The 23467-nt window shown below is 73.4% G+C and carries 25 protein-coding genes; 10 read left to right on the top strand and 15 right to left on the bottom strand.

What is annotated here, in order from left to right:
* Positions 1-92: 92 nt before the first annotated feature.
* The gene (locus ACWCYO_RS35080) at positions 93-425 is read right to left on the bottom strand and encodes an SHOCT domain-containing protein (protein WP_270149957.1); all 333 of its coding nucleotides are present in this window, start codon (positions 423-425) and stop codon (positions 93-95) included.
* Positions 426-637: 212 nt separating this feature from the next.
* On the opposite strand from ACWCYO_RS35080, the gene ACWCYO_RS35075 reads away from it, so the two are divergent.
* Complete coding sequence (locus tag ACWCYO_RS35075; protein WP_270149955.1) at positions 638-1009, top strand: hypothetical protein; 372 nt, start codon at positions 638-640, stop codon at positions 1007-1009.
* Between the two features lie 25 nt (positions 1010-1034).
* Here the strand turns inward: ACWCYO_RS35075 and ACWCYO_RS35070 are convergent, their stop codons facing one another.
* On the bottom strand, positions 1035-1685 hold the full coding sequence (locus tag ACWCYO_RS35070) for a LamG domain-containing protein (protein WP_270149954.1): 651 nt from the start codon (positions 1683-1685) through the stop codon (positions 1035-1037).
* Between the two features lie 156 nt (positions 1686-1841).
* Positions 1842-2498, bottom strand: coding sequence for a CBS domain-containing protein (locus ACWCYO_RS35065; RefSeq protein WP_270149952.1), 657 nt, complete (start codon positions 2496-2498; stop codon positions 1842-1844).
* 296 nt (positions 2499-2794) lie between these two features.
* Here ACWCYO_RS35065 and ACWCYO_RS35060 point away from each other — a divergent pair, with 296 nt between their 5' ends.
* Positions 2795-3253: a hypothetical protein gene (locus tag ACWCYO_RS35060; protein WP_449786491.1), complete on the top strand. Its 459-nt coding sequence runs from the start codon at positions 2795-2797 to the stop codon at positions 3251-3253.
* Here the strand turns inward: ACWCYO_RS35060 and ACWCYO_RS35055 are convergent.
* On the bottom strand, positions 3237-4448 hold the full coding sequence (locus ACWCYO_RS35055; RefSeq protein ID WP_449786490.1) for an FAD-dependent monooxygenase: 1212 nt from the start codon (positions 4446-4448) through the stop codon (positions 3237-3239). The two genes, ACWCYO_RS35060 and ACWCYO_RS35055, sit on opposite strands and share 17 nt — an antisense overlap.
* A gap of 147 nt (positions 4449-4595) precedes the next feature.
* Between ACWCYO_RS35055 and ACWCYO_RS35050 the strand changes: the two genes are divergently transcribed.
* Both ACWCYO_RS35050 and ACWCYO_RS35045 read left to right on the top strand, forming a co-directional pair.
* A complete protein-coding gene (locus ACWCYO_RS35050) occupies positions 4596-5315 on the top strand; it encodes a TetR/AcrR family transcriptional regulator (protein ID WP_270149947.1) in 720 nt (239 codons plus the stop codon).
* A gap of 52 nt (positions 5316-5367) precedes the next feature.
* The gene (locus tag ACWCYO_RS35045) at positions 5368-6168 is read left to right on the top strand and encodes a HEAT repeat domain-containing protein (protein WP_270149946.1); all 801 of its coding nucleotides are present in this window, start codon (positions 5368-5370) and stop codon (positions 6166-6168) included.
* 19 nt (positions 6169-6187) lie between these two features.
* Here ACWCYO_RS35045 and ACWCYO_RS35040 read toward each other — a convergent pair whose 3' ends face one another.
* Positions 6188-6553 carry a hypothetical protein gene (locus ACWCYO_RS35040; RefSeq protein WP_449786489.1) on the bottom strand — a complete coding sequence of 122 codons (366 nt, stop codon included), beginning with the start codon at positions 6551-6553 and terminating at the stop codon, positions 6188-6190.
* Positions 6554-6825: 272 nt separating this feature from the next.
* On the opposite strand from ACWCYO_RS35040, the gene ACWCYO_RS35035 reads away from it, so the two are divergent.
* Positions 6826-7095, top strand: coding sequence for a GlsB/YeaQ/YmgE family stress response membrane protein (locus ACWCYO_RS35035; RefSeq protein ID WP_270149943.1), 270 nt, complete (start codon positions 6826-6828; stop codon positions 7093-7095).
* Positions 7096-7179: 84 nt separating this feature from the next.
* Positions 7180-7500 (top strand): hypothetical protein, encoded by a 321-nt coding sequence (locus ACWCYO_RS35030; protein ID WP_270149941.1) that lies wholly within the window; start codon positions 7180-7182, stop codon positions 7498-7500.
* A gap of 6 nt (positions 7501-7506) precedes the next feature.
* Here the strand turns inward: ACWCYO_RS35030 and ACWCYO_RS35025 are convergent, their stop codons facing one another.
* On the bottom strand, positions 7507-9408 hold the full coding sequence (locus tag ACWCYO_RS35025) for an amino acid transporter (RefSeq protein WP_449786488.1): 1902 nt from the start codon (positions 9406-9408) through the stop codon (positions 7507-7509).
* Positions 9409-9776: 368 nt separating this feature from the next.
* Between ACWCYO_RS35025 and ACWCYO_RS35020 the strand changes: the two genes are divergently transcribed.
* The 3 genes from ACWCYO_RS35020 to ACWCYO_RS35010 all read left to right on the top strand — a co-directional run bounded on the left by ACWCYO_RS35020 (position 9777) and on the right by ACWCYO_RS35010 (position 13571).
* Complete coding sequence (locus ACWCYO_RS35020) at positions 9777-11354, top strand: N,N-dimethylformamidase beta subunit family domain-containing protein (RefSeq protein WP_449786487.1); 1578 nt, start codon at positions 9777-9779, stop codon at positions 11352-11354.
* A gap of 142 nt (positions 11355-11496) precedes the next feature.
* The gene (locus tag ACWCYO_RS35015) at positions 11497-12231 is read left to right on the top strand and encodes a polyprenol monophosphomannose synthase (RefSeq protein ID WP_270149936.1); all 735 of its coding nucleotides are present in this window, start codon (positions 11497-11499) and stop codon (positions 12229-12231) included.
* A gap of 89 nt (positions 12232-12320) precedes the next feature.
* Positions 12321-13571, top strand: a complete 1251-nt coding sequence (locus ACWCYO_RS35010) for an FUSC family protein (RefSeq protein ID WP_449786486.1) — start codon at positions 12321-12323, stop codon at positions 13569-13571.
* A 31-nt stretch (positions 13572-13602) separates the two neighbouring features.
* Here the strand turns inward: ACWCYO_RS35010 and ACWCYO_RS35005 are convergent, their stop codons facing one another.
* From ACWCYO_RS35005 to ACWCYO_RS34980, 6 genes are all read right to left on the bottom strand, one after another.
* Positions 13603-14052 carry an SRPBCC domain-containing protein gene (locus tag ACWCYO_RS35005; RefSeq protein WP_270149932.1) on the bottom strand — a complete coding sequence of 150 codons (450 nt, stop codon included), beginning with the start codon at positions 14050-14052 and terminating at the stop codon, positions 13603-13605.
* 4 nt (positions 14053-14056) lie between these two features.
* The gene (locus ACWCYO_RS35000; protein WP_270149931.1) at positions 14057-14530 is read right to left on the bottom strand and encodes a VOC family protein; all 474 of its coding nucleotides are present in this window, start codon (positions 14528-14530) and stop codon (positions 14057-14059) included.
* Positions 14531-14621: 91 nt separating this feature from the next.
* Positions 14622-16607, bottom strand: coding sequence for a phosphocholine-specific phospholipase C (locus ACWCYO_RS34995; RefSeq protein ID WP_449786485.1), 1986 nt, complete (start codon positions 16605-16607; stop codon positions 14622-14624).
* A 14-nt stretch (positions 16608-16621) separates the two neighbouring features.
* Positions 16622-18058: an endonuclease/exonuclease/phosphatase family protein gene (locus tag ACWCYO_RS34990; RefSeq protein WP_449786484.1), complete on the bottom strand. Its 1437-nt coding sequence runs from the start codon at positions 18056-18058 to the stop codon at positions 16622-16624.
* 324 nt (positions 18059-18382) lie between these two features.
* Positions 18383-18649, bottom strand: a complete 267-nt coding sequence (locus tag ACWCYO_RS34985) for a metal-sensitive transcriptional regulator (protein WP_270149925.1) — start codon at positions 18647-18649, stop codon at positions 18383-18385.
* A gap of 96 nt (positions 18650-18745) precedes the next feature.
* Entirely contained in the window at positions 18746-19090 is a 345-nt protein-coding gene (locus tag ACWCYO_RS34980) for a PRC-barrel domain-containing protein (RefSeq protein WP_270151462.1), read from the bottom strand.
* Positions 19091-19430: 340 nt separating this feature from the next.
* Here ACWCYO_RS34980 and ACWCYO_RS34975 point away from each other — a divergent pair, with 340 nt between their 5' ends.
* A complete protein-coding gene (locus tag ACWCYO_RS34975) occupies positions 19431-20180 on the top strand; it encodes a DUF4097 family beta strand repeat-containing protein (RefSeq protein WP_449786483.1) in 750 nt (249 codons plus the stop codon).
* A gap of 90 nt (positions 20181-20270) precedes the next feature.
* Here ACWCYO_RS34975 and ACWCYO_RS34970 read toward each other — a convergent pair whose 3' ends face one another.
* From ACWCYO_RS34970 to ACWCYO_RS34960, 3 genes are all read right to left on the bottom strand, one after another.
* Complete coding sequence (locus ACWCYO_RS34970) at positions 20271-20918, bottom strand: hypothetical protein (RefSeq protein ID WP_449786482.1); 648 nt, start codon at positions 20916-20918, stop codon at positions 20271-20273.
* 182 nt (positions 20919-21100) lie between these two features.
* Entirely contained in the window at positions 21101-21775 is a 675-nt protein-coding gene (locus tag ACWCYO_RS34965) for a response regulator transcription factor (protein ID WP_449786481.1), read from the bottom strand.
* Positions 21772-23467: sensor histidine kinase (locus tag ACWCYO_RS34960; protein ID WP_449786480.1), on the bottom strand; the 1696-nt coding region annotated here is incomplete at its 5' end. The genes ACWCYO_RS34960 and ACWCYO_RS34965, both read right to left, overlap by 4 nt.

Raw genomic sequence — 23467 nt, 5'->3', positions numbered from 1 at the left:
TCGCCGGTTTTTGTGGGGTTTTTTTTGGGGGTGGGGTGGGGGGCCCGCCCCCCGGCGGGCGGGGGCCCCCCCCACCGCCCCCAAGCCCCCGGTCAGCCGCCGCCCGGCCCGTCCGGCGAGCGCAGTGTGTCCAATCGCTGCCGGTACTCCTCCGCGTCGATCTCGCCGCGCGCGAACCGCTCCGCGAGCACCTGCTCCGGGGTGGGCCCGTGCGCCCAGCCACCCGGCCCGCCGGGACCGACGCCCGCAGCACCGGGCCCGTGCGGGATCGGCTGCCGCGAGCGCGAGACGTACCGGAACAGGGCGACGACCAGGAGCACCAGCACCGCCAGGACGAGCAACGCGATGATCGCCATCAGGGCGATGCCCCAGCCCCCCGGCCCTCCGTGGCCGGGCCCGTAGCCGTGCCAATGCCAGTGCCTCATCAGGTCCTCCTCCTCCGACCCACCGGGCCCGCCGAGGTGTTCGGCACCGTCACCGCCCGGGGTGCGGTACGGGCTGAGCCACTCGCACCGCACCGGGATGATCAGCGCCCTATCACCATCGTGCGCCCGCGACCGGTCAAAGCGCCGTGAAGAAAGCCTGAAAAAACGTTCCTGCGATCCCGCCCCGCCCACCGGGGGTAGCGTTGCCGCCCATGAACCACCATCCGCCCGACGACCACCGCTCCCCCGAGCAGCTCGTCGCGGCCGGGGCGCTCCGCCACCACGCCGACCTCCACCCCCACCCCGCGCTCAACCACTCCCCGATCGGCTACGTGTCCACCGCGCTCTGGGCCGAACTCACCGCCCTCGCGATCGCCCCCAGCGCCGCCGAGGCCACCGCCGCCGCCCTGCTGCGCGCGCTCGCCGACCGCGCCGTGGACGCCGCGCTGGCTCCGGGCAACGAACGCGCCCCGCGCGACGACCTGTACGTCACCGACCCCGCGCACATCGGCCCGCACCGCCGGGCGGTCTGGTTCCAACGCTCCGGCCCGGGCGGCCCGATCACCGCCGCCTTCGCGCCCTGACGGCGCCGACCGCGCCCGACGGGGTTCAGCGCTCGACCGTCAGGCTCTCGCAGACCCAGCTCATCCGGTCCGGCCCGCCGAACGGCGGCCGCTCGTGGTAAGTCCCGTCGGCCACCGACAGGTTGACGATCAGGTAGGCGTGCCAACTGGAGCCGACCCCGCGGAGGTCCGCGTAGACCAGCTCGTCCTCGACGTACCAGTCCACCGAGTGCGCGCCGAACACCACCCGCAGGCCGAAGCTCGCCCCCGGACCGATCCCGACGGCACCGCCGTGCCAGTACCGGAAGCCGCCCCGGACGTGGTTGGAGATCTCCAACAGGTCCGGGTTGTCCGGGTGGTACTCGAAGACGTCCACCTCGTTGCCGCCGTCCCGCCAGGTCCAGATCGCCGGCCAGGCGCCCAGCTCGAACGGCAGGGTGACCCGCGCCGACAGTACGTCCCCGGCACGGACCTGGAAGCCCTCCGGACTGCCCTCGGTGGTCAGCAGGTTGCACGTCCACAGTCCGCCGGTGCGCCGCCGCACGGCGGAGAACACCCCGCCGGGACAGTACTCGGGGCTCAGGTAGTCGAGCTTGTGGTCGCTCCGGTTGGTCGGCCCCATCCGGGGGTACGCGCTGCTGCGCCCGGCGATCCACTGCCTGGTCGAAGTGAAGTCCGCGTCGAACACGACTGCCACGGCCGCCTCCCCAATGCTCCGGTGCCCCGGCCATCCGAACCGCCGGGCACACAGAGTGAGTACCCGATACGTTCCGCAGTATGCGAACCGGACCTTCGCAGTCCGGGGCGGTCCGGACGAACGGGAGCGACCGGAGCGACCGGGCAGGCGGGACGATCAGCCGACCGACGTGGTGGCGCCCCCGGTCCGGAGCCGGTCGGTCACCGAGACCACCCCGTCCACCGAACGGCACAGGTTGAGCACGATCGGCACCAGGTGCGGCTCGGGCACGGTGCCGCTGAGCACCACCCGGCCCTGGTCGACCTCCACCCCGATCTCCGCCGGGCTCACCCCGTCGATCCGGCCGAGCACCTCCTCGACGATCTCCCGCCGGATCACCCGGTCCTCACGCAGGAACACCCGCAGCAGGTCCCCGCGACTCACCATCCCGATGACCCGCCCCTCCTCGTCCAGCACCGGCAGCCGCTTGAGCCCGTGCCGGCTCATCAGCCGGGCCGCCGCGACCACGCTGGTGTCGGGCGTGGTGCAGACCGGCTGCGCCGTCATCAGGTCCGCCGCCGTGACCTCGCCGCCATGACCCACCCGCGCCGACTCGGGCGCGGGCAGCAGGCTGCCCGGATCCTCCTGCGCGGCCAGCGTGCGCAGCAGGTCCGCCTCCGACACCAGCCCGAGCGGCCGCCCGTCCGGGTCCACCACCGGCACCCCGGTGATGTCGTACTCGGTCAGCAGGGTGACGATCTCCCGGAAGCCGGTCTCGGGGGCGACCCGGACCACGGGGCTGGTCATCACGGATTCGACGGTGGCATGCGGCACGCCGGTTCACCTCGTCCAACGACGCTGGTCCGACCGGGCGCGGATCGTCCCGGCCGGTACCCGCAGCATGGCCTCCGACCGCGCGAACCGCCAGGGGCCAAGGGGCCGAACGGGTGGGACCAAGGGCCCCGACGTGCGAACACTCCTCCGACGAACGATCCGCCGGCGCTCCTCCGGGCCCCCGGTGACAGAACCTCCAACCCGGACGGCGCAACCATCACATGATCGACTCGTTGGACCGTCCACCACGACGGCACTGACTGTACTGACTGTACTGACGGCACCGGGAGGCCCGGTTGGCAGGACGGACGGCGGACGCGGCACCGGCGGCCCGGAGTGGTGCGGCGCGCCCGGTGGCGGAGGCGGAGGCCGCGCTGGTGCACCACTACCGCAGGCTGGTCCGGCTCGCCTACCTGCCCTGCCCGCCGACCGGGACCGGCGAGGGCAGTGCGGCCACCGCCGTGCTGCTGCCCTCCGCCCGGGGTCCGCAGCGCACCGTCGGCGGGCCGGGCCGGTCGTGCAGCCGGTTCGAGCCGGCCACCGTGGCCTGGACGTGGTGGCGCTCCCCGCAGGGCGCCGACCACCTGCTCGCGGCGGGCAGCCGACGGGTCACCCGGCTCACCGTCAAGGGCCCGGACTGGTCGGCCGACCGCCCGGCCCCGGACCACACCCTCTCGGTCGAGCGGCCCGCCCGGGCCGCCGTCCAGGTCGAGACGCTCCTCGACAACGGCACCCGGATCAGCCCGCCGCACTGACCCGAGCCTCCAACAGCGCCGGGTAGTCCGGCAGTTCGACGCTGGACACCTGCTTGCCCAGCTCCAGCATCCGGTTCAGCACCCACCGCCGGTTGAGCAGCCCGTTGCGCACCCTTAGCCCGGTCGCCGTGCGCGGCGCCAGGAACGGGCCGGTCCGGTCCCCGCCCTTCTGGCAGCCCCGGGCGTAGCCGCGCAGCAGCTCCTCGTACCGGGCGAAGGCGGCCCGGTGGTCGCCACCGGCCAGCGCCAGCTCTCCCGCCAGCACGTACGCGGCCACCACCGCCGTCCCGGTGCCCATCCCGCCGATGGTGGCGCCGCAGGCGGCGTCACCGAGCAGGGCCACCCGACCGACGGACCAACTGGGGACGTCGGCGCGGCTGATCGAGTCGAAGTACAGCTCGGGGGCGGCGTCCAGGCTCCGCAGCAGTTGCGGCACCCGCCAGCCGAGGCCGGCGAAGGCGGCGCGGATCAGCCCCTTCTGCTGCCGGATGTCGTGCCGGTCGTAGCGCAGTTCGGGCGAGGCGAAGAGGCAGAAGGCGCCCGCCCTGGCCGGGTCGCGGTGGTCGGCGCCGACGGACATCAGCCGGCCGGGGACGTTCAGGCCCACCCCGCCGACCGGCAGACCGTCGTCGTTGGGCAGCTGCCAGGTGGCCGCGTAGTAGCCGAGGTGGCGGACGAACCGCTGCTCGGGCCCGAAGGCGAGCCGCCGCACGGTGGAGTGCAGGCCGTCGGCGCCGATCACCAGGTCGAACTCGCGCGGTGCGCCGCGCCGGAAGGCCACCCGCACGCCGCTCGGCGTCTCCTCCAGGGCCTCGACGGAGTCGCCGAACACGTACTCGGCGCGGGAGTTGCCGTGCCGGTACAGCACCTGGGCCAGCTCCCCGCGCGGGATCTCCAGCTCGCCGCCCGCGAAGTCGGCCGGCAGGTGCAGCAGTTGGCGCCCCTCCTGGTCCACGAAGGCGAGCGGGCTGCCACCGGTGGCGAGCGCGCGCAGTTCCTCCAGCACGCCCATCCGCTCCAGCACGGTGAGGTGGGTGCGTCCGCGGAAGTCGACGTTCTGCCCACCTCCGCGCAGCGCCGGGGCGAGTTCGACCACCGTGACCTCGAAGCCGTACCGGCCGAGCCAGTGGGCCAGGGCGGGGCCGGCGATGCTCGCGCCCGAGATCAGCACGCGGGTGCGGGGGGAAGCGCTCATGGAAACCACTCCATCCGAGGTTTGAGGTCCGAGGTCAGAGGTCTGAGTTCTGAGGCTCGAGAAACTGTGTCTGCAGGACACTGTTCATTGCTGTGTACGATAGACACAGTTGACGCGGACAGGCAACCCCCGGGACGGGAGCGGACGATGGGCGAGGCGGCGAACGACACGGTGCGGCTGCTCTGGGAGCGACCCGCCCGACCGACCCGCGGGCCGAAGCCCGCCCTCAGCCTGGAGCGGATCGCCGCCGCGGGTGTCGAGGTGGCGGACGCCGAAGGGCTGGGCGCGGTCTCCATGCAGAAGGTGGCCGGGCTGCTCGACTTCACGAAGATGTCGCTCTACCGCTACGTCCCCGGCAAGGCCGAGCTGGTCGCGCTGATGGTCGAGTCGGCCGTCGGCGAGCCTCCCGCCGCCCCGGACGCCCTCGACTGGCGGGAGCAACTCACCGCCTGGGCCCACCACTTGGCGGAGACCTTCGCCCGGCATCCGTGGCTGCTGGACGCCACCCTCGGCCCCCGGGTGCTCGGCCCGAACGAACTCGCCTGGCTGGAGCGGGTGGTGGCCGCCCTCGACGGCCGCGGACTGAGCGGCGCCGAGCGGATGGACGCCGCCGTGCTGCTCGCCGGGCACGTGCGCACCATCGCGGAGCAGGCCCGCGCGGCCGGCCCGGACGGCTCCCCCGAGGCCGAACTCCTCGCCGCCCTCGGCACCGTGGTGCACCGGCACGCCGACCGCTACCCCGCCGTGGCCGCCGCGATGGCCGACCCGGACGGGCGCGATCAGGCCCTGGACTTCGGCCTGGCCCGCATCCTGGACGGTCTGGCCGCCCTGATCAGCCGCCGCACCGCCCAGGAGCCGCCGGTGTAAGCACCGAAAACCCGTCGATCCGGGGCCGCCCGGACAACTACCATCCGCTCCCATGGCGATGTTCGTGCACCTGACGGCCGCGGCGAACACGCCGCGCATCCGCCGCGCCGGGATCCGGGCCGACAGCCGGGCCCAGGGAGGCGTGCGCGGGGTGTACTGCTTCCCGGTGCTGCCCTCCTACACCCTCACCCACCAGTGGCTGCGCGAACTGGCCCGGTTCGGCCCGAAGGGCTCGCTGGCCGCGGTGCACGTCCGCCTGGACGACGCGCAGCAGGTGCTGGTCGGGCACTACCGCGACCGCGCCAAGGACGCCCAGCGGTGGCTGTCCGCCGCCCAGGCGGTCGCGCGGATCGCCGCCCTGCCGGACCCGCGCGGCTGGGAGGTGGTCGTGCCGCGCGCGGTGGGCGCCCGCGAGGTGCACCGGATCCGGGCGGTGCCGCAGGTCGCGGGCTGGCGTTACCTCCCTGGCGCGCACGGCACCCGCCCGTGCACCTGCTTCGGCTGCCGGATCCGCGGCGAGTACGGCAGCCGGCGGCTGCGCGAGCGTCATCCGCACCCGCTGGACGGCCCGCCGCCGCCCGTGCCCGTCCTGCTCGCGCGGCTCGAGGCGGCGGGCGAGCCCGGCGACCCGGCCGCGCTGCGGGCCGCCCTGCACTGGTTCGGCCTGCGCCGCCGCGGCCCGGTGGACCGCCTCGCCCGGCTGGCCGCCCACCCCGACCCGGCCGTCCGCCGCGAGCTGGTCTGGGCCGTCCAGGGCTGGTCCACACCGGGCGTCGCCGAACTGCTGGACCGCCTGGCCGAGGACCCGCACCCGGACGTCCGCGAGGCCGTCGAGGACGTCCGGGCGCTCTGAGACTCGGGCTGGTCCGGCCTCAGGAGACGCGCTTCAGCTGCCAGGAGTTGTTGTTGAAGCTCGGCACGGAGGAGTACTGGCAGCCCGAGCCGTAGAAGCTGCCGACGATCGTCCAGCCGGCCGGCGGCCAGGTGGACGAGCAGGCGTTGACCACGGTGCCGACCGGGTAGCCGGTGAGCTGCATGATCTTCTTGGTGTTCGGGTTGAATCCGGAGCCGCAGCCGGCGCTGTTCCACCACTGGACGTCCACGAAGCCGTCCGGGGTCAGCGACGAGGAGCAGACGGTGCTGGTGTCGCCGGGTGCGGCCTGGGCGGTACCCATGGTGAGGGTGAGGGCGGCGGCGGTACAGCCGAGGGTGAGAACGGCGGCGCGAAGTCGGGTCACGGGGGCGGCTCCTCTCGGGCGACGCGGCGGGTCCGCGTGCCAGGAGCCATTCCTATCGGCACGAAGCAGCAGCCGGACAGTGCGTTTCCGGCCCCACCCGCGGCGCGTTCTCGCCCCTCCGCCGCCCCGGACCGGTCGACACCGGGCCCGCCACCTGCGGCGTCTCCCGTCGACGTGCCCGTTCGGCCGAACCGGGTGATCATGGGACGAGCCGCGACTTCGGCGATTCGGCGCACCGGTGCGGTCCGGCGGCGCCGGGAAGGTGGGCCGCGATGTTCCAGCTCCTGTGGATTCTGCTCATCGGATTCGTGCTCGGCTTGCTCGCCAAGCTGATCCTGCGCGGGCCGCAGTCGATCCCCTGGTGGCTGACCATGCTGCTCGGCGCCGCGGGGGCCTGGCTGGGCAACGCCGTCTCCGGCTGGGTCGGCGTCCGCCACACCTCGGGCATCGACTGGATCCGTCACATCCTCCAACTCGCCTTCGCCGTCGCCCTGGTGGCCCTGGTGGCACCGGCCTGGAGCAAGAACCGCCCGCCCCGCTGACCGGGCGCCGGACGGAAATGTCAGTGGCAGGTGCAAGACTCCCGGCAGGGCTCACCGGACGGGCCCGGACGGGAGGGCGTACCGATGCCCATCGGAGATCGCTGGCAACTGCTGCGCGGCGGGGAGCTGCTCGGTGAGATCGTGGTGGACGACGGCCACTTCCCCTGGCTGGACGGCCGATTCGTCCCCGAGGCGGGCTTCGTCGAGGTGAAGCCGTGGTTCGACGAGTCCGCTGCCCTGGTCGACGCCGAGAACTTCCAAGCCTTCGAGCGGGCGTACGACCGGATCGACGGGACGCTCACGCTGGTGTCCCCGCACGGGCCGGTCGCCGAGTTCCTGCTGCACATACGCGGCGACCGGGCGTCGTTCCGGTGGTCTGACGAACCCTTCTCCGACGAAGCCTGAACCGGCTCAGCCCACGTGCACCGCGGGCCGGCGGCTGCGGTCGGGCTCGGCCTCGCGGAGCACCTCCCGGGTCACCGGCGCGATCTCGCCCTGCCCGAACAGGAAGAACCGCAGGAACTGGGCGAAGGGGTTGCCCTCCGTCCACTCGAAGTAGATGTGCGGCTGCTGCCCGGTGAGGTCGCGCACCTGCAGCAGCAGGGCGGCCAGTGCGTTGGGCACGCTGGAGCTCTGCAGCGACAGCACCCGGTAGCGCTCGTGCAGCACCTCGCCGCGCACGGTCAGTTCGGCCTCGAAGTCGGACGGGTCGAGCACGGTGACCTCGACGAAGACCAGGTCGTCCTCGGCCGGGATGTCGTTGTCCTTGCGGATCTGGCGGAGCTTCTCGCGGTACTCGGTGAGGTCCCGGCTGTTCGGCTCGTTGGCGATCAGGCGCAGCGGGCGGTGCATGTAGTCCCGGACGAACCGTTCCGCGACCTCGTCCAGCACCACGTCGGTGACGCGCAGTTCGAAGGCCCGCTTGAGCCGGGAGAGGAAGGAGACCAGCATGATGCCCACGATGAAGCAGGCACCGATCTTGACGCCGTCCGGCCGCTCGGCGATGTTGGCCCCCGTGGTGTAGAGGAACACCGCGGCGATCACCGCGAACCCCGACCGCCAGCGGCGCTGCCCGGCCTTGTGAGCGGCGATGGTCACCGCGATCGCGGCCGAGCTGATCAGCACCAGCACGCCGGTCGCGTACGCGCCGCCCTGGGCGTCCACGTCGGCGTCGAAGATCCAGGTGACCAGGAAGGCGATCAGGGTGAGGACGATCACCAGGGGCCGTACCGCGCGGGCCCAGTGCGGGGCCATGCCGTAGCGCGGCAGGTACCGGGGCATCAGGTTGAGCATGCCGGCCATCGCGGAGGCCCCGGCGAACCAGAGGATCGCGATGGTGGACAGGTCGTAGACGGTGCCGAAGGTGCTGCCGAGGTACTCGTGGGCGAGGTAGGCCAGTGCGCGTCCGTTCGCCTGCCCTCCGGTCCTGAAGGCCTCGGCCGGGATCAGCACGGTGGTGATGAAGCTGGTCGCGATCAGGAAGATGCTCATGATCACGGCGGCGGTGGTGAGCAGCTTGCGCGCGCCCCGGATCCGGCCGGTGGGCTTCTCCTCGGTGTCGTCCGGGTCCCCCTTGATGTGCGGCATCACCGCGACGCCCGTTTCGAAGCCGGAGAGGCCGAGCGCGAGCTTGGGGAAGACGGTCAGCGCCACGCCGATCATCGCGATCGCGTTGCCGTGCTGGGCCGTCAGGGCGCTCGACCAGTCGGTGACCACGTGGGGCGCCTTCAGCACGTGCCACAGGCCGTTGACCACCACGACCACGTTGAGCAGCAGGTAGACGGCCACCAGCACGACGGCGACTCCGATCGCCTCGCCGAAGCCCCGCAGGAAGACCGCGCCGAGCAGGGCCACCAGGACCAGCGTGACCAGCATCTGCTTCCCGCCGAGCAGGCTGTGCACGTGCGGGTTCTCCACCAGGTGCGCGGCGCCGTCGGCAGCCGACAGGGTGATGGTGATCATGAAGTCGGTGGCGGCGAACCCGAGCAGTGTCAGGACGAAGAGCTTCCCCTGCCAGAACGACAGCAGCCGCTCCAGCATCGCGATCGAGCCCTCCCCGTGCGGGCTCTCCTGGGCCACCCGCCGGTACACGGGGAGCGCTCCGAGCAGGGTGACGACCACCAGGACGATGGTCGCGACCGGCGAGAGCAGACCTGCGGCCAGGGCCGCGATGCCCGGCTGGTACCCGAGCGTGGAGAAGTAGTCGACGCCGGTCAGACACATCACCCGCCACCAGGCCTGGCCCTCGTGCCCCGGCGCCTCCGCGTGCGGGCCGGGGTGCTGCTTGGCCATGTCGGAGAGGCCTTCGAGCATCCAGGCCCGGAACCTCCCGCCCCGCGGCGGAGGAGTCGTTCCCCATGGGGCCGAACCCGACGAGACCACGTACACCCCTGTCCACGACTTCGGCCGGCCGCCACACGGTTCCGGACCCCCAGGCCGCCGGACGGCGGGCCTGGTCAGGCTAGGCGACCGGACCGGGACCGCCCGGCAACCCCGCTGGCCAACACGCCGAGGTGCGCCCGTACGGCCCTCCCGGCTGGCGGTCGCCGACCGGCCGTGCTCGGGGCCTCCGGCGCGGCGGTGTCCGACGGCTCCTCGAAAGGGGTAAGTATGTCCGCGCACGTTGACTCACGAGGTTGACGGACCCAGGGGTGCGGTGACGGAGCAGCAGGGAGACAGCGGTGGCGGAAGCGAGTCGGCGGGGAATCCTGGGCCTGGGACTGATGGCGGCCGCCGTCACCTCCTGCGGCGCCCGGCATCCGGACCCGGCCGCGCGCCCCACGCCCGACGGCCAGGGCACCCCCGGCACCGCCGGACCCACCGGTGCCCAGCACTCCGGTCTGAAGGGCGACGCCCCGGACGAGCAGTCCCTGCCCGGCAACGCCGACTGGGAGATCACCGACCCCGGTCGGCCCGGCGCCGTCGAGGCCTTCGCCGACCGGGTCAGCGTGCCGCCCGGCGAGTCCTTCGGCCTGCACGTCTCCACCCCCGCCGCCGCCTTCACCGTCTCCGCGTACCGGATGGGCTGGTACGGCGGTGCCCGGGCCCGGCTGGTCTGGCGCCGCGAGCACGTCCCCGGTGCCGAGCAGGCCGCCCCGCACGTCGACCAGGCCACCCGTACCGTGCTGACCGGCTGGCAGCGCACCCTCGCCGTGGACACCGCCGGCTGGCCGGAGGGCGCCTACCTGCTGCGCCTGGACGCCGAGGACGGCTCCGGCCGCAGCTACGTCCCGCTCACCGTCCGCTCGGCGAGCACCGCCGGCCGGACGGTGGTCATGAGCGCCCCGGCGACCTGGCAGGCCTACAACGAGTGGGGCGGCTACAGCCTCTACAACGGCCCGACCGGCACCCTGGCCACCCGCTCGCTGCGGGTCGTCTTCGACCGGCCGTACGACTACGACCACGGCGCCGGGCTGTTCCTGGTCTACGAGGCGCCGCTGATCGCCCTGGCCGAGAAGCTCGGGCTGCCGCTCGCCTACACCACCGGGATCGACGTGGCCCGCGACCCGGGGCTGCTGCACGGCGCGGTCGCCGTGCTGTCGCTCGGCCACGACGAGTACTGGTCCCCCGAGCAGCGCGCCAACGTGGTCGCGGCCCGCGACGCCGGGGCGAACCTGGCGATCCTGGGCGCCAACTGCTGCTTCCGCCGGATCCGCTTCGAGCCCACCGAGCTCGGGCCGGACCGCACGGTGGTCTGCTACAAGGACGCCTGGGCGCAGGACCCGGGCCACCAGTCGGGCGCCCCGGCGACCACCGACTTCCGGGTCGGGCCCGGCGCCGACCCGGAGAGCTCGATGCTCGGCGTGATCTACGACGGCTACCCGGTGGACGCCCCGTACGTGGTCACCTCGCCGGGGCACTGGGCCTTCGAGGGCACCGGCGTGGCGGCCGGGGCGTCCTTCCCGCACCTGGTGGGCGTGGAGTACGACCGGGTCGACACCGCCTTCCCCACCCCGCGCCCGATCGAGGTGATCGCCCACTCCCCCGTGGTCTGCGAGGGCCGGCGCTCCCACTCCGACACCGCGTACTACACCGTGCCCAGCGGCGCCGGGGTCTTCGCCACCGGGACGATGCGCTGGGTGGAGACGCTGGACGCGCACGGCCCCGGCGGCGGCAAGGCCGACCACGGCATCGACTCCCACGCCGGGGACCTGGTCCGCAAGGTCACCGAGAACGTCCTGCGCGCCTTCGCCGCCGGGCCGGCCGGGCACACCCACCCCGCCCAGGACAACCTGGCCACCGTCTACGGCACGGCCTGACGGCCCGGTGCGCGGGCCCCGGGCCCGGGGCGGTCCGCGGCCCGGCTACACTCACACGGTCTAATCAGCGGCGCAGGTCGTCCGGAGAACCGAACGGTGCGGCACGGGGTGCCGGCCGACGAGGGCACGAGGGAAACAGAACATGGTCGAGGCCTCCCCGAAGGTCGTTGTCGTCGTCCCCACGTACAACGAGCGGGAGAACCTTCCGGTCCTCGCCGGGCTCCTCGCGGACCTCCCGGTACCGAACCTGCACCTGCTGGTGGTCGACGACAACTCCCCCGACGGCACCGGCGAGGTCGCCGACAAGCTGGCCGCCGACTCCGGGGGCACGGTCGGCGTGCTGCACCGGACCGAGAAGGACGGCCTCGGCCGCGCCTACCTGGCCGGTATGGGCCGGGCCCTGGACGAGGGCGCCGACGTGGTGATCCAGATGGACGCCGACCTCTCGCACCCGGCCTCGGCGATACCCGCGATGGTCAGCACCCTGCTCGCCGGCGACACCGCCGTGGTGCTCGGCTCCCGCTACGTGCCCGGCGGCTCGACCGCCGAGGAGTGGCCCTGGCACCGCAAGGCGCTGTCCGCCTGGGCGAACTTCTACGTCAACGCGATCCTCGGCCTGGGCGTCCGGGACGCCACCGCGGGCTTCAAGGCCTGGCGGGCCGGCGCCCTGCGGGCCATCGACCTGCCGACCGTGCGGAGCAACGGCTACTCGTTCCAGGTCGAGATGAACTACCGGGTGATCCAGCGCGGGCTGACCATCCGCGAGGTGCCGATCCGGTTCGAGGAGCGGATCGAGGGCGCCTCGAAGATGAGCCTCGGGGTGCAGGTGGAGTCCGCGCTCGCGCCCTGGAAGCTGCGCTTCAACCGCGAGGGCTAGGGGCCGTCCGATCCGCCGGACGGCCCCGGACGAGTAGTCCCTCGGACGACCGGCGGTGTTAGTTGCGGTCGCGGGGAAAGAAGGCCGACATGGTTCTTCTCCCGGAGTCCTTCACGGCCGTGGTCCGCCGCGGCGCCCGAGACCCGTTCGCCGTCCAGACCCTGCGGGCCACCGTGGCCGCCACGCTCTCCTACGGGGTGGCGACCCAGCTCAGCAGCGAGCCCGCCCCGCTGACGGCGCCGCTCACCGCGCTGCTGGTGGTCCAGGTGACCGTCTACTCCACGCTCAAGACCAGCGTCCGCCGGGTCGTCTCGGTGGTGGTCGGGGTGCTGATCGCGATCGGCTTCAGCGCCGTGGTCGGGCTCTCCTGGTGGAGCCTCGGGCTGATCATCCTGGCCTCCCTGGTGATCGGGCGGTTCGTCCGGGTCGAGGAGTTCGTCCAGGAGGTCGCGATCAGCGCGATGCTGATCCTCGGCGTCACCAAGCTGGCCTCGCAGGCCTGGGACCGGGTGCTGGAGACGCTGATCGGCGCGGCCGTCGGTCTGCTGTTCAACCTGCTCTTCGCCCCGCCGGTCTGGGTGGACACCGCCGGGGAGTCGATCGAGGACCTCGCCCGGCGGGCCCGCCAGCTGCTGCTCGACATCTCCGAGCAGCTGGGCCGCCCCACCCCGGTGGCCCGGGCCGCCGAGCGGCTGCACGAGGCCCGCCGACTCGACCAGGCGATCAGCGACGTGGACGCGGCGCTGCGCCAGGCCGAGGACAGCCTGCGGTTCAACCCCCGGATCAGCGAGGGGCTGCTCTCCCGGCTGGTGCTGCGCACCGGGCTGGACACCCTGGAGATCTGCGTGGTGGTGATCCGGGTGCTGGCCCGCTCGCTGACCGACCTGGCCAAGCGGCGCGGGCCGCGGGAGCGGCTGTTCCCGCCCGACGTCGCGGTCGGGCTGGAGGAGCTGCTGGCGCACGTCGGCGGGGCGATGGTCAGCTTCGCGGTACTGGTCACCACCCAGGTCAGCCGGAACGCGGAGGAGGCCGAGGAGCGGCTGACCGCCGAGCTGGCGGCGGCCTGGGCCACCCGGGAGAACGTCGCCGAGGTGCTGCTGCGCCGGGTGCAGGAGCACCCGGAGGCCTGGCAGCTGCACGGCTCGATGCTGGCCGAGGTCGACCGGATCCTGGACGAGCTGGACCTGGAGCACCGCAGCCGGCGGCTGATGGAGGAGCTGGACCGGGCCTCGCTGGTGAGCCGGGAGCGGTTCTCCCGCCTCGCCCGGCTGCGCACCGCCCTGCGGGGCGGGCGCCGGCAGGACGAACCGAAGCGCCCGGTGGCGGGGGCCGGGCGCTGATCCGGGCCCACTGCGGCGGGGCTCCGGGAGGTCAGGGCATCAGCCAGGGCTGCTGCGGCAGCGGGTGGCCGGTCTCCAGGTAGGTCTTGAGGTTGGACAGCACCGCCGACCAGCCCCGTTCGGCGTCCGTCCGCTCGTCCTCGTCGGCGAGGTTCTCATGGGTGACGGTCAGCCTGGTCAGGTCGTGCCAGTGCCGGAGGTCGAAGCTGACCCGGGAGGGCCCCTCGGCGCGCCGCCCCTCCGGCCCGGCCCAGGTGGTGACCAGCCGGTGCGGGCGGTCGGACACCTCGACGGTGCCGATCACGTCGGCGATCCCGGAGTCGTCGGTGCGCTGGTGCTCCCAGGGCGCGCCGGGCAGCCAGGTGGAGACGTTGCGGTGGCCCCAGTAGAGGCCGGACTCGTCGGCGTTGGTGAGCGCGTGCCAGACCCGCTCCGGGGTGGCGCGCAGGTAGACGATGCTCCGGTGGCTGAAGGCGGTCACGGCCTCAGCCCCTGGCCGCGGCGAGCAGCTGCTGGATGTCGATCTTCTGCATCCGCAGCATGGCCGCCATCACGCGGTCGGCCTTGGCCCGGTCCTGGTCGCCGATCAGCTCGAGCAGGACGCGCGGGGTGATCTGCCAGGAGAGACCGAAGCGGTCCTTGAGCCAGCCGCACGGGCCCCCCTGGCCGCCGTCGGCGGTGAGCTTGGCCCAGAACTCGTCGACCTCCCGCTGGTCGTCGCACTCGACCTGGAGCGAGACCGCCTCGGTGAAGGGGAACTCGGGACCGCCGTTGAGCGCCACGTAGGGCCGGCCGTCGAGTTCGAACTCGACGGTCATCACCGAGCCGGCCGCCCCGGGGCCGGTCTCGCCGTAGCGCGTGACCCTGGTGATGCGGGAGTTGGGGAACAACGAGGTGTAGAGGGTGGCGGCCGCTTCGGCCTGGTCGTCGTACCACAGGAAGGTGGTGATTTTCTGCATGGGCCCGACGGTAGCGGCGGGGTCCGTCGCCGCGGCCGAGCCACGGCCGGGGGTCACCGGATCGGCGCCCCCGGCCGGAAAGACCTTGAGGTCAGTGCACCCAGCCCGCGTAGCGCTGGACGAAGCGCTGCCCGGTGTGGGCGGTCACCACGACGTCGTAGCGGCCCTGCCCGTCCAGCGGCCAGGCGAGGTTGACCTGCTTGCCGGGCTCGACCCACACGGTCCGCGCGCTGCCCGCGAAGTCGTTGGGCGCAGCGGTGAAGGCCACGTCCGTCAGGCCGTCGTTGGCCACCTGGAGGGTGAGCTTGAGGCTGCCGCGCAGGTCGGCGGTGACGATCGGCACGCCGATGTCGTTCTGGCCGTCCTGCCCGTCCCGGACCACCGTGCCGGCGAAGCGGCGCACGAAGCCGTCCGGGCCGTGCACGGTGAAGTCGTAGCGGCCGTCGGTGGCGGCGGCGTCCCAGACGTGGGTCGCGCTCGCGCCGGGAGCGACGGTGTACGGGGTGCCCGCGAACGGGAGCAGGATGTTCGGGTAGACGGTGTACGGGAAGGCCACCGAGCCGTCGTTGCTCATGGTGCAGGTGACCTTGCCGGTCCGGCGGTCCACCGCGACGTCGGCCCACGGCTGGTACGGCAGCGGGCGGTGCGGGCGCTCGCCGCGCTCCTGGACGGGCATCGACTGGGCGCCGGCCGCCGGGAGGGCGACGCCGGGCAGCTTGGTGCCCGCGTCGGCCCTGGCCATCAGGGCGTTGGTGTCGGGCAGCTCGGGGAGCGAGTGGTCGGGGGCGGCGAAGTCGAAGCAGCTGGTGAGGTCGCCGCAGACGGCCCGGCGCCAGGCGGAGATGTTGGGTTCGGCCACGCCGGTGACCAGCTCCATGAAGCGCAGCACCGAAGTGTGGTCGAAGACCTGGGAGTTGACCCAGCCGCCGCGCGACCAGGGGGACGCCACCCAGAGCGGGACCCGGTTGCCGAGGCCGATGGCGCGCCCTTGGGTGAACTCCTCGGGGGTGCCGGGTTCGGGGGTGGGCGGGACCACGTGGTCGAAGTAACCGTCGTTCTCGTCGTACATGACCAGGAAGACGGTGTGCCGCCAGACCGCCGGGTTGGACATCAGCGACTGCAGCGCCTGGTTGACCCAGTGCGCGCCGTAGGCGGGGCCGGCCTCCGGGTGTTCGGAGAACAGGTAGGGCGCGACCAGCCAGGAGATGGTCGGCAGGGTGCCGTCCTTGCAGTGGCGGTCGAAGTCGGTGGGGTCGAACTTGGTCATCGCGTTGACGTACCGCGGGTCGTCGTGCGGGAAGTCGTGGAACTGCTTGAAGTAGGAGAGGGCGTTGTCGTCGTAGTCGCCGGTGCGGTCGTCCTTGCTGGGGTTGTGGTAGACCCGCCAGCTGACGCCGGCCGACTCGAGGCGTTCGGCGTAGGTGGTCCAGTCGGCGACGGGGTTGTCGGTGACCGGGGTGTTGTCGATCCAGGGGCCGGTGGTGCCGTCGCGGCCGGGGCCCGCGGTGCCGGTCCACAGGTAGAGCCGGTTGGGGTCGGTGGGGCCGGCCAGCGAGGTGAAGTAGGCGTCGCAGAGGGTGAACGCGTCGGCCAGGGCGTACTGGTAGGGGATGTCGTCCCGGGTGAAGTAGCCCATGGTGCGCTCGCCCTTGGCGGCGATCCACTTGTTCATCGCGCCGTTGTTGATGGCCTGGTGGCCGGTCGCCCAGTCGTGGGCCAGGCCGCCGGCGTTCTGCGCGTTGTACTTCGAGGTGTCCATCCGGTACGGCAGCATCACCCCGCCGTCGCTGCGGCGGTTGTCGGGCTGGCGGAACACGTCGGTGCCGTCCGGGAACTGCAGCGCCTGCTTGTCGCCGAAGCCGCGCACGCCGTTCAGGGTGCCGAAGTAGTGGTCGAAGCTGCGGTTCTCCTGCATCAGGACGACCACGTGCTTGACGTCCTTGACGGTGCCGGTGAGGGCGATGGCGGTCGCGGCGGCGGGAGTGGCCTCGGCCTGGGTGGCGGACAGGCCGGTCAGGGCGGCGGCGCCGACGGCCGCGGAGGCGCCGACGAAGGTGCGGCGGGAGAGCTCGGGCATCGTGAACTGGCCTCTCAGAGCTGGAAGGTGGCGACGGCGGCGGCGGTGTCGGAGGGCCACTCGTTGGCGGCCGTGTTCGGCTCCGGCTGGGGCCAGTCGGCGACCAGGGTGTGCGCCTCGACCAACTTCAGCGCTCCGGCGTACTGGACGTAGTCGACGCGGTCCTGCGGCTCGGGGCGGTCGCCGCGCCGCTTGCGGGTGGGCGACCAGGTGGTGCCCGGGGCCTTGACCGGGTCGGGGTTCTCCTCGCGGAAGGCGTCGGTGAGCCCGGCGTCCTGGAGGGCGGTGGTGACCGGCCAGGCGAGCGGGCCGACGACGCCGTGGGCGGCGGCGGTGGCGGCCGTCCAGTCCAGGTGGGAGGGCGAGGAGAGGGCGCCGGCCAGCACCACCGGGATCCGCCGGGCGAGGTCCGCGCGCACCGCGGCGGCCAGCGCCCTGGCCTGCTTGAGCCGGACGGAACCGTTCTCGGCGGCCAGCACCTGGGCGGCGCTGCTGCCGTCCTGCACCGCGTACGGGCCGTAGCCCGTCTCGTCCAGGTGGGCGGCCCAGAACCGGACGCTGCGGCCGCCGGGCAGCTGGACGGTGGCGGCGACGGCGGGCAGCTCGGCGGTGGCGGGGGTGAGGTCGGTGAGCGGGTAGCGGCTGAGGATGCCGACGCTGCCGGGGCTCTGGTGGGCGTACCAGCCGAGGGCGTCGGCCAGGGTCCTGGCCCGCTCGCCGGCCGTCTCCTGCAGGGCGAGCACGTCCAGGCCCTGGGCGAGGACGATGCGCAGCTGCTTCTCCAGCGCGTCGGTGTAGCCGGAGCCGGCCTCGTGCAGGTTCCAGCCGGCGGTCTTGAGCCGCAGCGGGGCGGCCGGGTCCAGGACGGGGACGAGCACGGTGACGGTGTCGGTGGCGCCGGTGCTGTCCTTGACGCCGACCACGATCAGCTCGGCGTTGCGGCCGGGGGTGGCGGGCGCCGTGCCGGTGATGGTGCCGTCGGAGCTGACCGAGGCCCAGGCGGCGCCGCCGAGCTTGCGGTGGCTCGCCGAGCCGGGGGCGTTGCCGGCCGGGCGGGACCAGAGGCCGCCGAGCTTGATCTTCACGGCGGCGCCGGGGGCGACCGGGGTGGCGGTGAAGGAGTCGACGGCGGCGTGTGGGCGGACCACCGGGGGCTTGGGGCGGAAGCTGAACGGGGCGCTCTCGGCGAGGACGCCGTAGCCGTCCTTGGCGAGCAGGTAGGCGGTGTACGGGCCGCCGGTGAGCGCGGAGGTGTCGAGCTGGACGTCGCCGGAGCTGCCCGGGGTGTACTTCCAGAGCAGCGAGGCGCCGGTGCCGGGCCGGCGGCTTCCGTCGTAGATGCCGACCCAGTTCTTGGCGTCGGGGGCGTCGGTGGTCCAGTGGAAGGTGAGCCGGTCGCCTTCGGCGGGGGTGCTGGAGGAGGTCAGGGTCAGGGCGCTGCCTGCGGCCACGGTTGTCCTGTCCGCCGGCGCGGGCCCGGTCCGCCGGGGGACGGAGGCGGGGCCGTGCGCGGCTGGTCACGGAGGCTGGGAGGGAGGACCGTCCGCAGTTGGCTGTACAACTGCGGACGGGCTCATTCATCCGAAGGCCAGCGACCGGGGTGTGAACGGCACATGACGGAGCGTCGGGCCGTTCGGGAACTCCGGGGCGGAACCGTTTCTGCGGCGGGATCGGGCGGGGCCGGGAACGCACGGCGGGGACCGGGAACGCGCGGAGGGCCGCGACGGGCGATCCGTCGCGGCCCTCCGGGGTTCGCGGGGCTGGTGGGCCCGCGCTCAGGCCAGGGCGAGGAACAGCTTCTCCAACTCGGCCTCGCTCATCGGCGCGGAGTCCTCGTCGGCGGCGGCCATGCACTGGCGCATCCCGCTCGCGACGATCTTGAACCCGGCCCGGTCCAGGGCGCGCGAGACGGCGGCGAGCTGGGTGACGACGTCCTTGCAGTCCCGACCGGCCTCGATCATCGCGATCACCCCGGCCAACTGGCCCTGGGCCCGACGCAGTCGGTTCAGGACCGCGCCGACCGCTTCCTCGTCCACCTGCATGTCCGGGCCGCCTTTCCCATCGACTGTCGATTGACGAGTGTACCCGGTGGGGTATTCATTCCCGGCTGGTCGGAGTCCTCGCGACCCGCCCGCCGATCAGCGGCGGGCCAGTCGGCGCTCGCCCCCGGCCCCGGTCGCGTACGGCAGCTCGTAGTACGCGAAGACCTCGGGCTCGTCGGTGGCCGGCAGGATGTCGTCGGTGCCGATCGCCGGCGCCTGCTTGACCTTGCTCTTCGGGTACGGCACCCGCAGGTAGGCCGGGCCGGCCACCGAGCCCTCCAGCGGGACGAAGACCAGCCGGCGGTTGGTGAAGCCGGTCATGACGGTGGCGAAGAACGGCTCGTCGGTGGAGGTCTCGACGTAGACCGACTCCAGCGTGCCGATGCGGTGGCCCTTCTCGTCGACCACCGGCTGGCCGCGCCACTCGCGGATGTCCGCCATAGCGATTCCCACGGCCTCGCTCCTCCCGTGTCACGCCCGGCCGGCGGCCTTCGTCGGATCCGCCGGCTCCGCCGGGCCCACCGCCCGGGCTTCCATCCTCCGCCGGGACGGGCGCGGGGGCGCGACGAAGGCGAGACCGGGGGTGAGCCGTGCCGGGCGGGCGAGCGGGTAGGGCGCGGTCGCGCGCAAGCCCTGACGGCGGCCGGGGTGGGGTCTGCGGGACCTCGGATCGGGGGGATTGCCCCACCGACCCGGGCCCCCGCCCCCGGCTACGGTCGTCGGGACGGCTCCGGACCGAGGGGCGGTCGCACGGGGTCAGCACGCGAACATCGCGCATGACGTGGGGGGAACCACCATGCTCCAGTACCGCAGCCAGCAGCGTCGTGCCGGGGCTCTCGTGGTCGCCGGGCTCGCCATCGCGGTGCTCACCGCCTGCGACCCGGTCGGGACCGAGTTCAGCGACGACGCCACCGTCCCGGACGGGATCACCGCCGTCAAGATCGACGACTCCACAGGAGACGTCACCGTCCGCGGCAAGGCCGGCGCCGGCAGTGCCTCCGTCCACCGGAAGATCACCTACCACGACGGCAGGCCCGGGACGACCACCCGGGTCGACGGCGGGATCCTGGTGCTCGGCGGCTGCGGGCACGACTGCTCGGTGAGCTACACCGTCGAGCTGCCCGCCGGGCTGCCGGTCAGCGGCGGCACCTCCGCCGGCGGGATCCACCTCTCCCAGGTCGGTGAGGTGTCGGTGCACACCGATGCCGGCGACATCTCGGTCGACCAGGCCTCCGGATCGGTCGACCTGCGCACCGACGACGGTGAGATCAGCGGCACTTCGCTCAAGGGCGACCGGATCCAGGCCAAGACGGACAACGGCGGGATCAAGCTCGACCCCGGCAAGGCCCAGGACATCAAGGCCAGCACCGACAACGGCGAGATCCACCTCACCGTCCCGAACGGCTCCTACCGCGTCAGCGCCGGGACGGACGTCGGCGAGAAGCACATCGGCGTCCATAACGACCCGAACGGCAAGTACAAGCTCGACCTGGGGACGGACGTCGGCGACATCACCGTCACAACGGGCTGACCCGGAGCACGAGTTCACCGCGAGCCCGGCGTCCCGGGTACGCGCGCCGCGCCTCGGGCGGGACGCACCCGGGGCGGACGACCCCGGCGGTCAGAGGGCGGTCTGGACCTCGGCGCGGTGGCGGATGTACTCGTCGGGGTGCGAGCGGGCGATCGCGACCGCCGCCTCCACCAGGGCGTGCAGCTCGGTCGGGTAGGCGCGCGGCACCAGCGGCAGGCCCGGCAGGATGCAGCGGCGGACGTCCAGGTCCTCGTTGGCGACGAACTCCCGCAGCGCGACCTCGTTCCAGCTGTCGCGGACGGTCGCGCCCTCGTCGGCGGTCGCGTACCGACCGCCGCCGACCGTGAGCGCCGTCCAGTACCAGGCCCGGGCGGCACCGGCGCGCTCCGGGTTGGTGCCGGTCTGCAGGTAGCCGAGCAGGGCCAGGCGGACCCGGCGCTGGCCGAAGGCGATGAGGGCGGGCTCGACGAAGCGGCGGTTGAAGCTCGGGTTGGGGTCGTGGACCGCCGCCTCCAGCAGCGGCTCGAAGTACTCCTCGGGCAGCTCGGACCGCCCGGCGAGCGCCTTGTGGACCTCCCACCGGGCCGCGCCCTGGTAGTCCGCCCCCGGTGCGACCTCGACCCCGAGCACGTGGAGCAGACGCGCGACCCGCAGCTCGAACGCCTGCGATCCGCCCTCCGTGCGCCCGGGCAACGGCTGGAGAACCCGCACCTCGCCGGCCGTGTCCTTGGTTTCCACGAACATCCTCCTCATCCTGAGTCATCGGCAGACTACTCGCTGACACATCAGTTCGGCGGCGGTTTTCGGCCAGGGCCGATCTTGAACGGTTCAGCGGCGGGAGTTTGACGTTGCCTCAGTCCGCTCTTGCGGCAGGCGGAAGGCGGCAGGCACCAGTCGCGGCGCCGAGGAGTGACGTACCGTCAGGACGGTCTGCCGGGCGGGACCAGTCCGGACTGGTAGGCGATCGCGACGAGTTGCGCCCGGTCCCGGGCGTCCAGCTTGGCCATCGCCCGGTGCACGTGGGTGCGGACGGTGAACGGGCTGACGAACATCCGCACGGCGATCTCCTCGTTGGTCAGTCCGGTGGCGGCCATCGACATCACCTCGCGCTCGCGGGCGGTGAGGACGGAGAGCCGCTCGGCGGGCGCCGCGGCGGCCGGGTCGGGCTGGGCGAGGAACTGATCGATCACGGCCCGGGTGGCGGCGGGCGAGAGCAGGGCGTCGCCGGCCGCGACGGTGCGGACGGCGGCCAGCAGTTCCTTCGGGTCGGCGCCCTTGCCGAGGAAGCCCCCGGCGCCCGCGCGCAGCGCCTGGGCCACGTACTCGTCGATCTCGAAGGTGGTCAGGATGAGCACCCGGGTGCCGGACAGCTCCTCGTCCGCGCAGATCTCGGCGGTCGCGCCGAGGCCGTCGGCGCCGGGCATCCGGATGTCCATCAGCACGATGTCGGGCTTGGTGGCCCGGGCGAGTTCCACCGCCTCGCGGCCGTCGGCGGCCTCACCGACCACCTCCATGTCCTCCTCGGCGTCGATCAGCATCCGGAAGGCACCGCGCAGCAGGGCCTGGTCGTCGGCGAGCAGCACGCGGATGGTCATGCGTGATCCTTGTCCTTTCGGATGGCGCGATCTTGTCGGGTGGAGCCGGGGGAGCCGGGAGAGCCCGGAGAATCGGCGGAGTCGGTCGGGTCGGCGCCGGACCGGTCGGAGCCGGAGGTGCGCGCGGGCCGGACGGTGCAGTCGCGCCAGAACGCGTGGGCTGGTCGGTCCTTGGCGGCGGGCGCGGCCGGGCTGCCCGGCTCGGTCGCGCCGTCGGGGCGGGTGGGGACGTCCGTCCAGGGCTCGACGTCGTCGCGGGCTCCGGTGCGCAGCGGGAGTTCGGCGGTGACCAGGAAGCCGCCGTCGGGCCGCCGGTCGGCGGTGAGGCGGCCGCCGACCGCGCCGGCCCGCTCGCGCATGCCGATCAGGCCGAAGCCGCTCTCGCCCGGGGCGGGCGGGGGCAGCAGGGCGGTGCGGGGGCGGCCGGTGGTGGTGGGGCGGCCGTTGGCGACGCTCACGGCGACCCGGTTGCCGCGGTAGGAGAGGGTGACCTCGGCGTCGGCGCCGTGGGCGTGCTTGGCGACGTTGGTCAGCGACTCCTGGACGATCCGGAAGGCGGTGAGGTCGACGCCCGGTGACAGCGGCCGGGACTCGCCCTCGACGGTGAGGCGGACCGGCAGGCCGGCCCGTTCGAAGGTGTTGATCAGTTCGGGCAGCCGGTCCAGGCCGGGGGCGGGTTCCAGCGGGGCCGGCTCCTCGGCGCGGCGCAGCAGCCCGACGGTGGCCCGCAGCTCCTGGAGGGCGGAGCCGGTGGCGTCGGTGATGTGGCTGAGCACCTCGCGGGCCTGCACCGGGTGGCTGTCCATGAGGTGGACGGCGATGCCCGCCTGGGCGTTGGCGAGGGCGATGTGGTGGGCGACGACGTCGTGCAGGTCGCGGGCGATCCGGATCCGCTCGTCGGCGACCCGGCGGCGGGCCTCCTCCTCGCGGGTGCGTTCGGCGCGTTCGGCGCGCTGCTCGATCTCGGCGAGCTGGGCGCGGCGGTTGCGGATGGAGTCGCCGAGGGCGCCGGGCAGCAGGGCCCAGGCGAGGACGCCGATCCGTTCGCCGATCGGGCCGCCCGGGCCGGTCAGCAGGGACGTCCCGGTGAGCAGGACGGCGGTGGCGATCGAGGCGCGCAGGGCGGTGGCGCGGTCGGTGTGGACGGCGAGGAAGTAGAGCGCGAGCAGGAGGGGGGTGGCCAGCATCGGGGTGAGCTTGGGGCTGAGCGGGGTGAGCAGCATGGTGCACACGAGCGCGACGGCGGCCGCCGTGCGCGGGTGGCGGCGGTGGAAGAACACGGCCGCGGCGGCGATCAGGGCGAGGACGCCGGTGGTCGGGTCGACCGGGGCGAAGTGCCCGGTGGTCTGGTCGACCGTGACGCCGAGGCCGGTGACCGCGATCAGGGCCAGGCCTCCGGCGGCGTCGAGCAACCGGGGGTGCTCGCGGCGCAGGCGCTGCCAGGTGTCGCTCATGGTCCTGCTCTCCGGGTCGGGTGCCCTGGCCGCACCCTCGCCGGGTTCCGCCAGTCGGTGTAGCGCCGCGGCCCCGGTGGGGTGCGGCGCGGCCGGGTCGGGGGCTTCCGTACGGGCGGCGGCCCCGACAGCAACGGTAGCGGTTGGCGCTGGAACCGGTGTCCGAGCCGTGCGGCGCCGGACCGGGCCCTGCGGCTGGTCGACGGCGCGCTTGCCCAGGTCGTCCTTGAACTTCGGC

It is taken from the genome of Kitasatospora sp. NPDC001683, from assembly GCF_053596495.1.
Note: the sequence above shows the minus strand (reverse complement) of the source record. Positions and strands in the feature narration are given on the sequence as shown.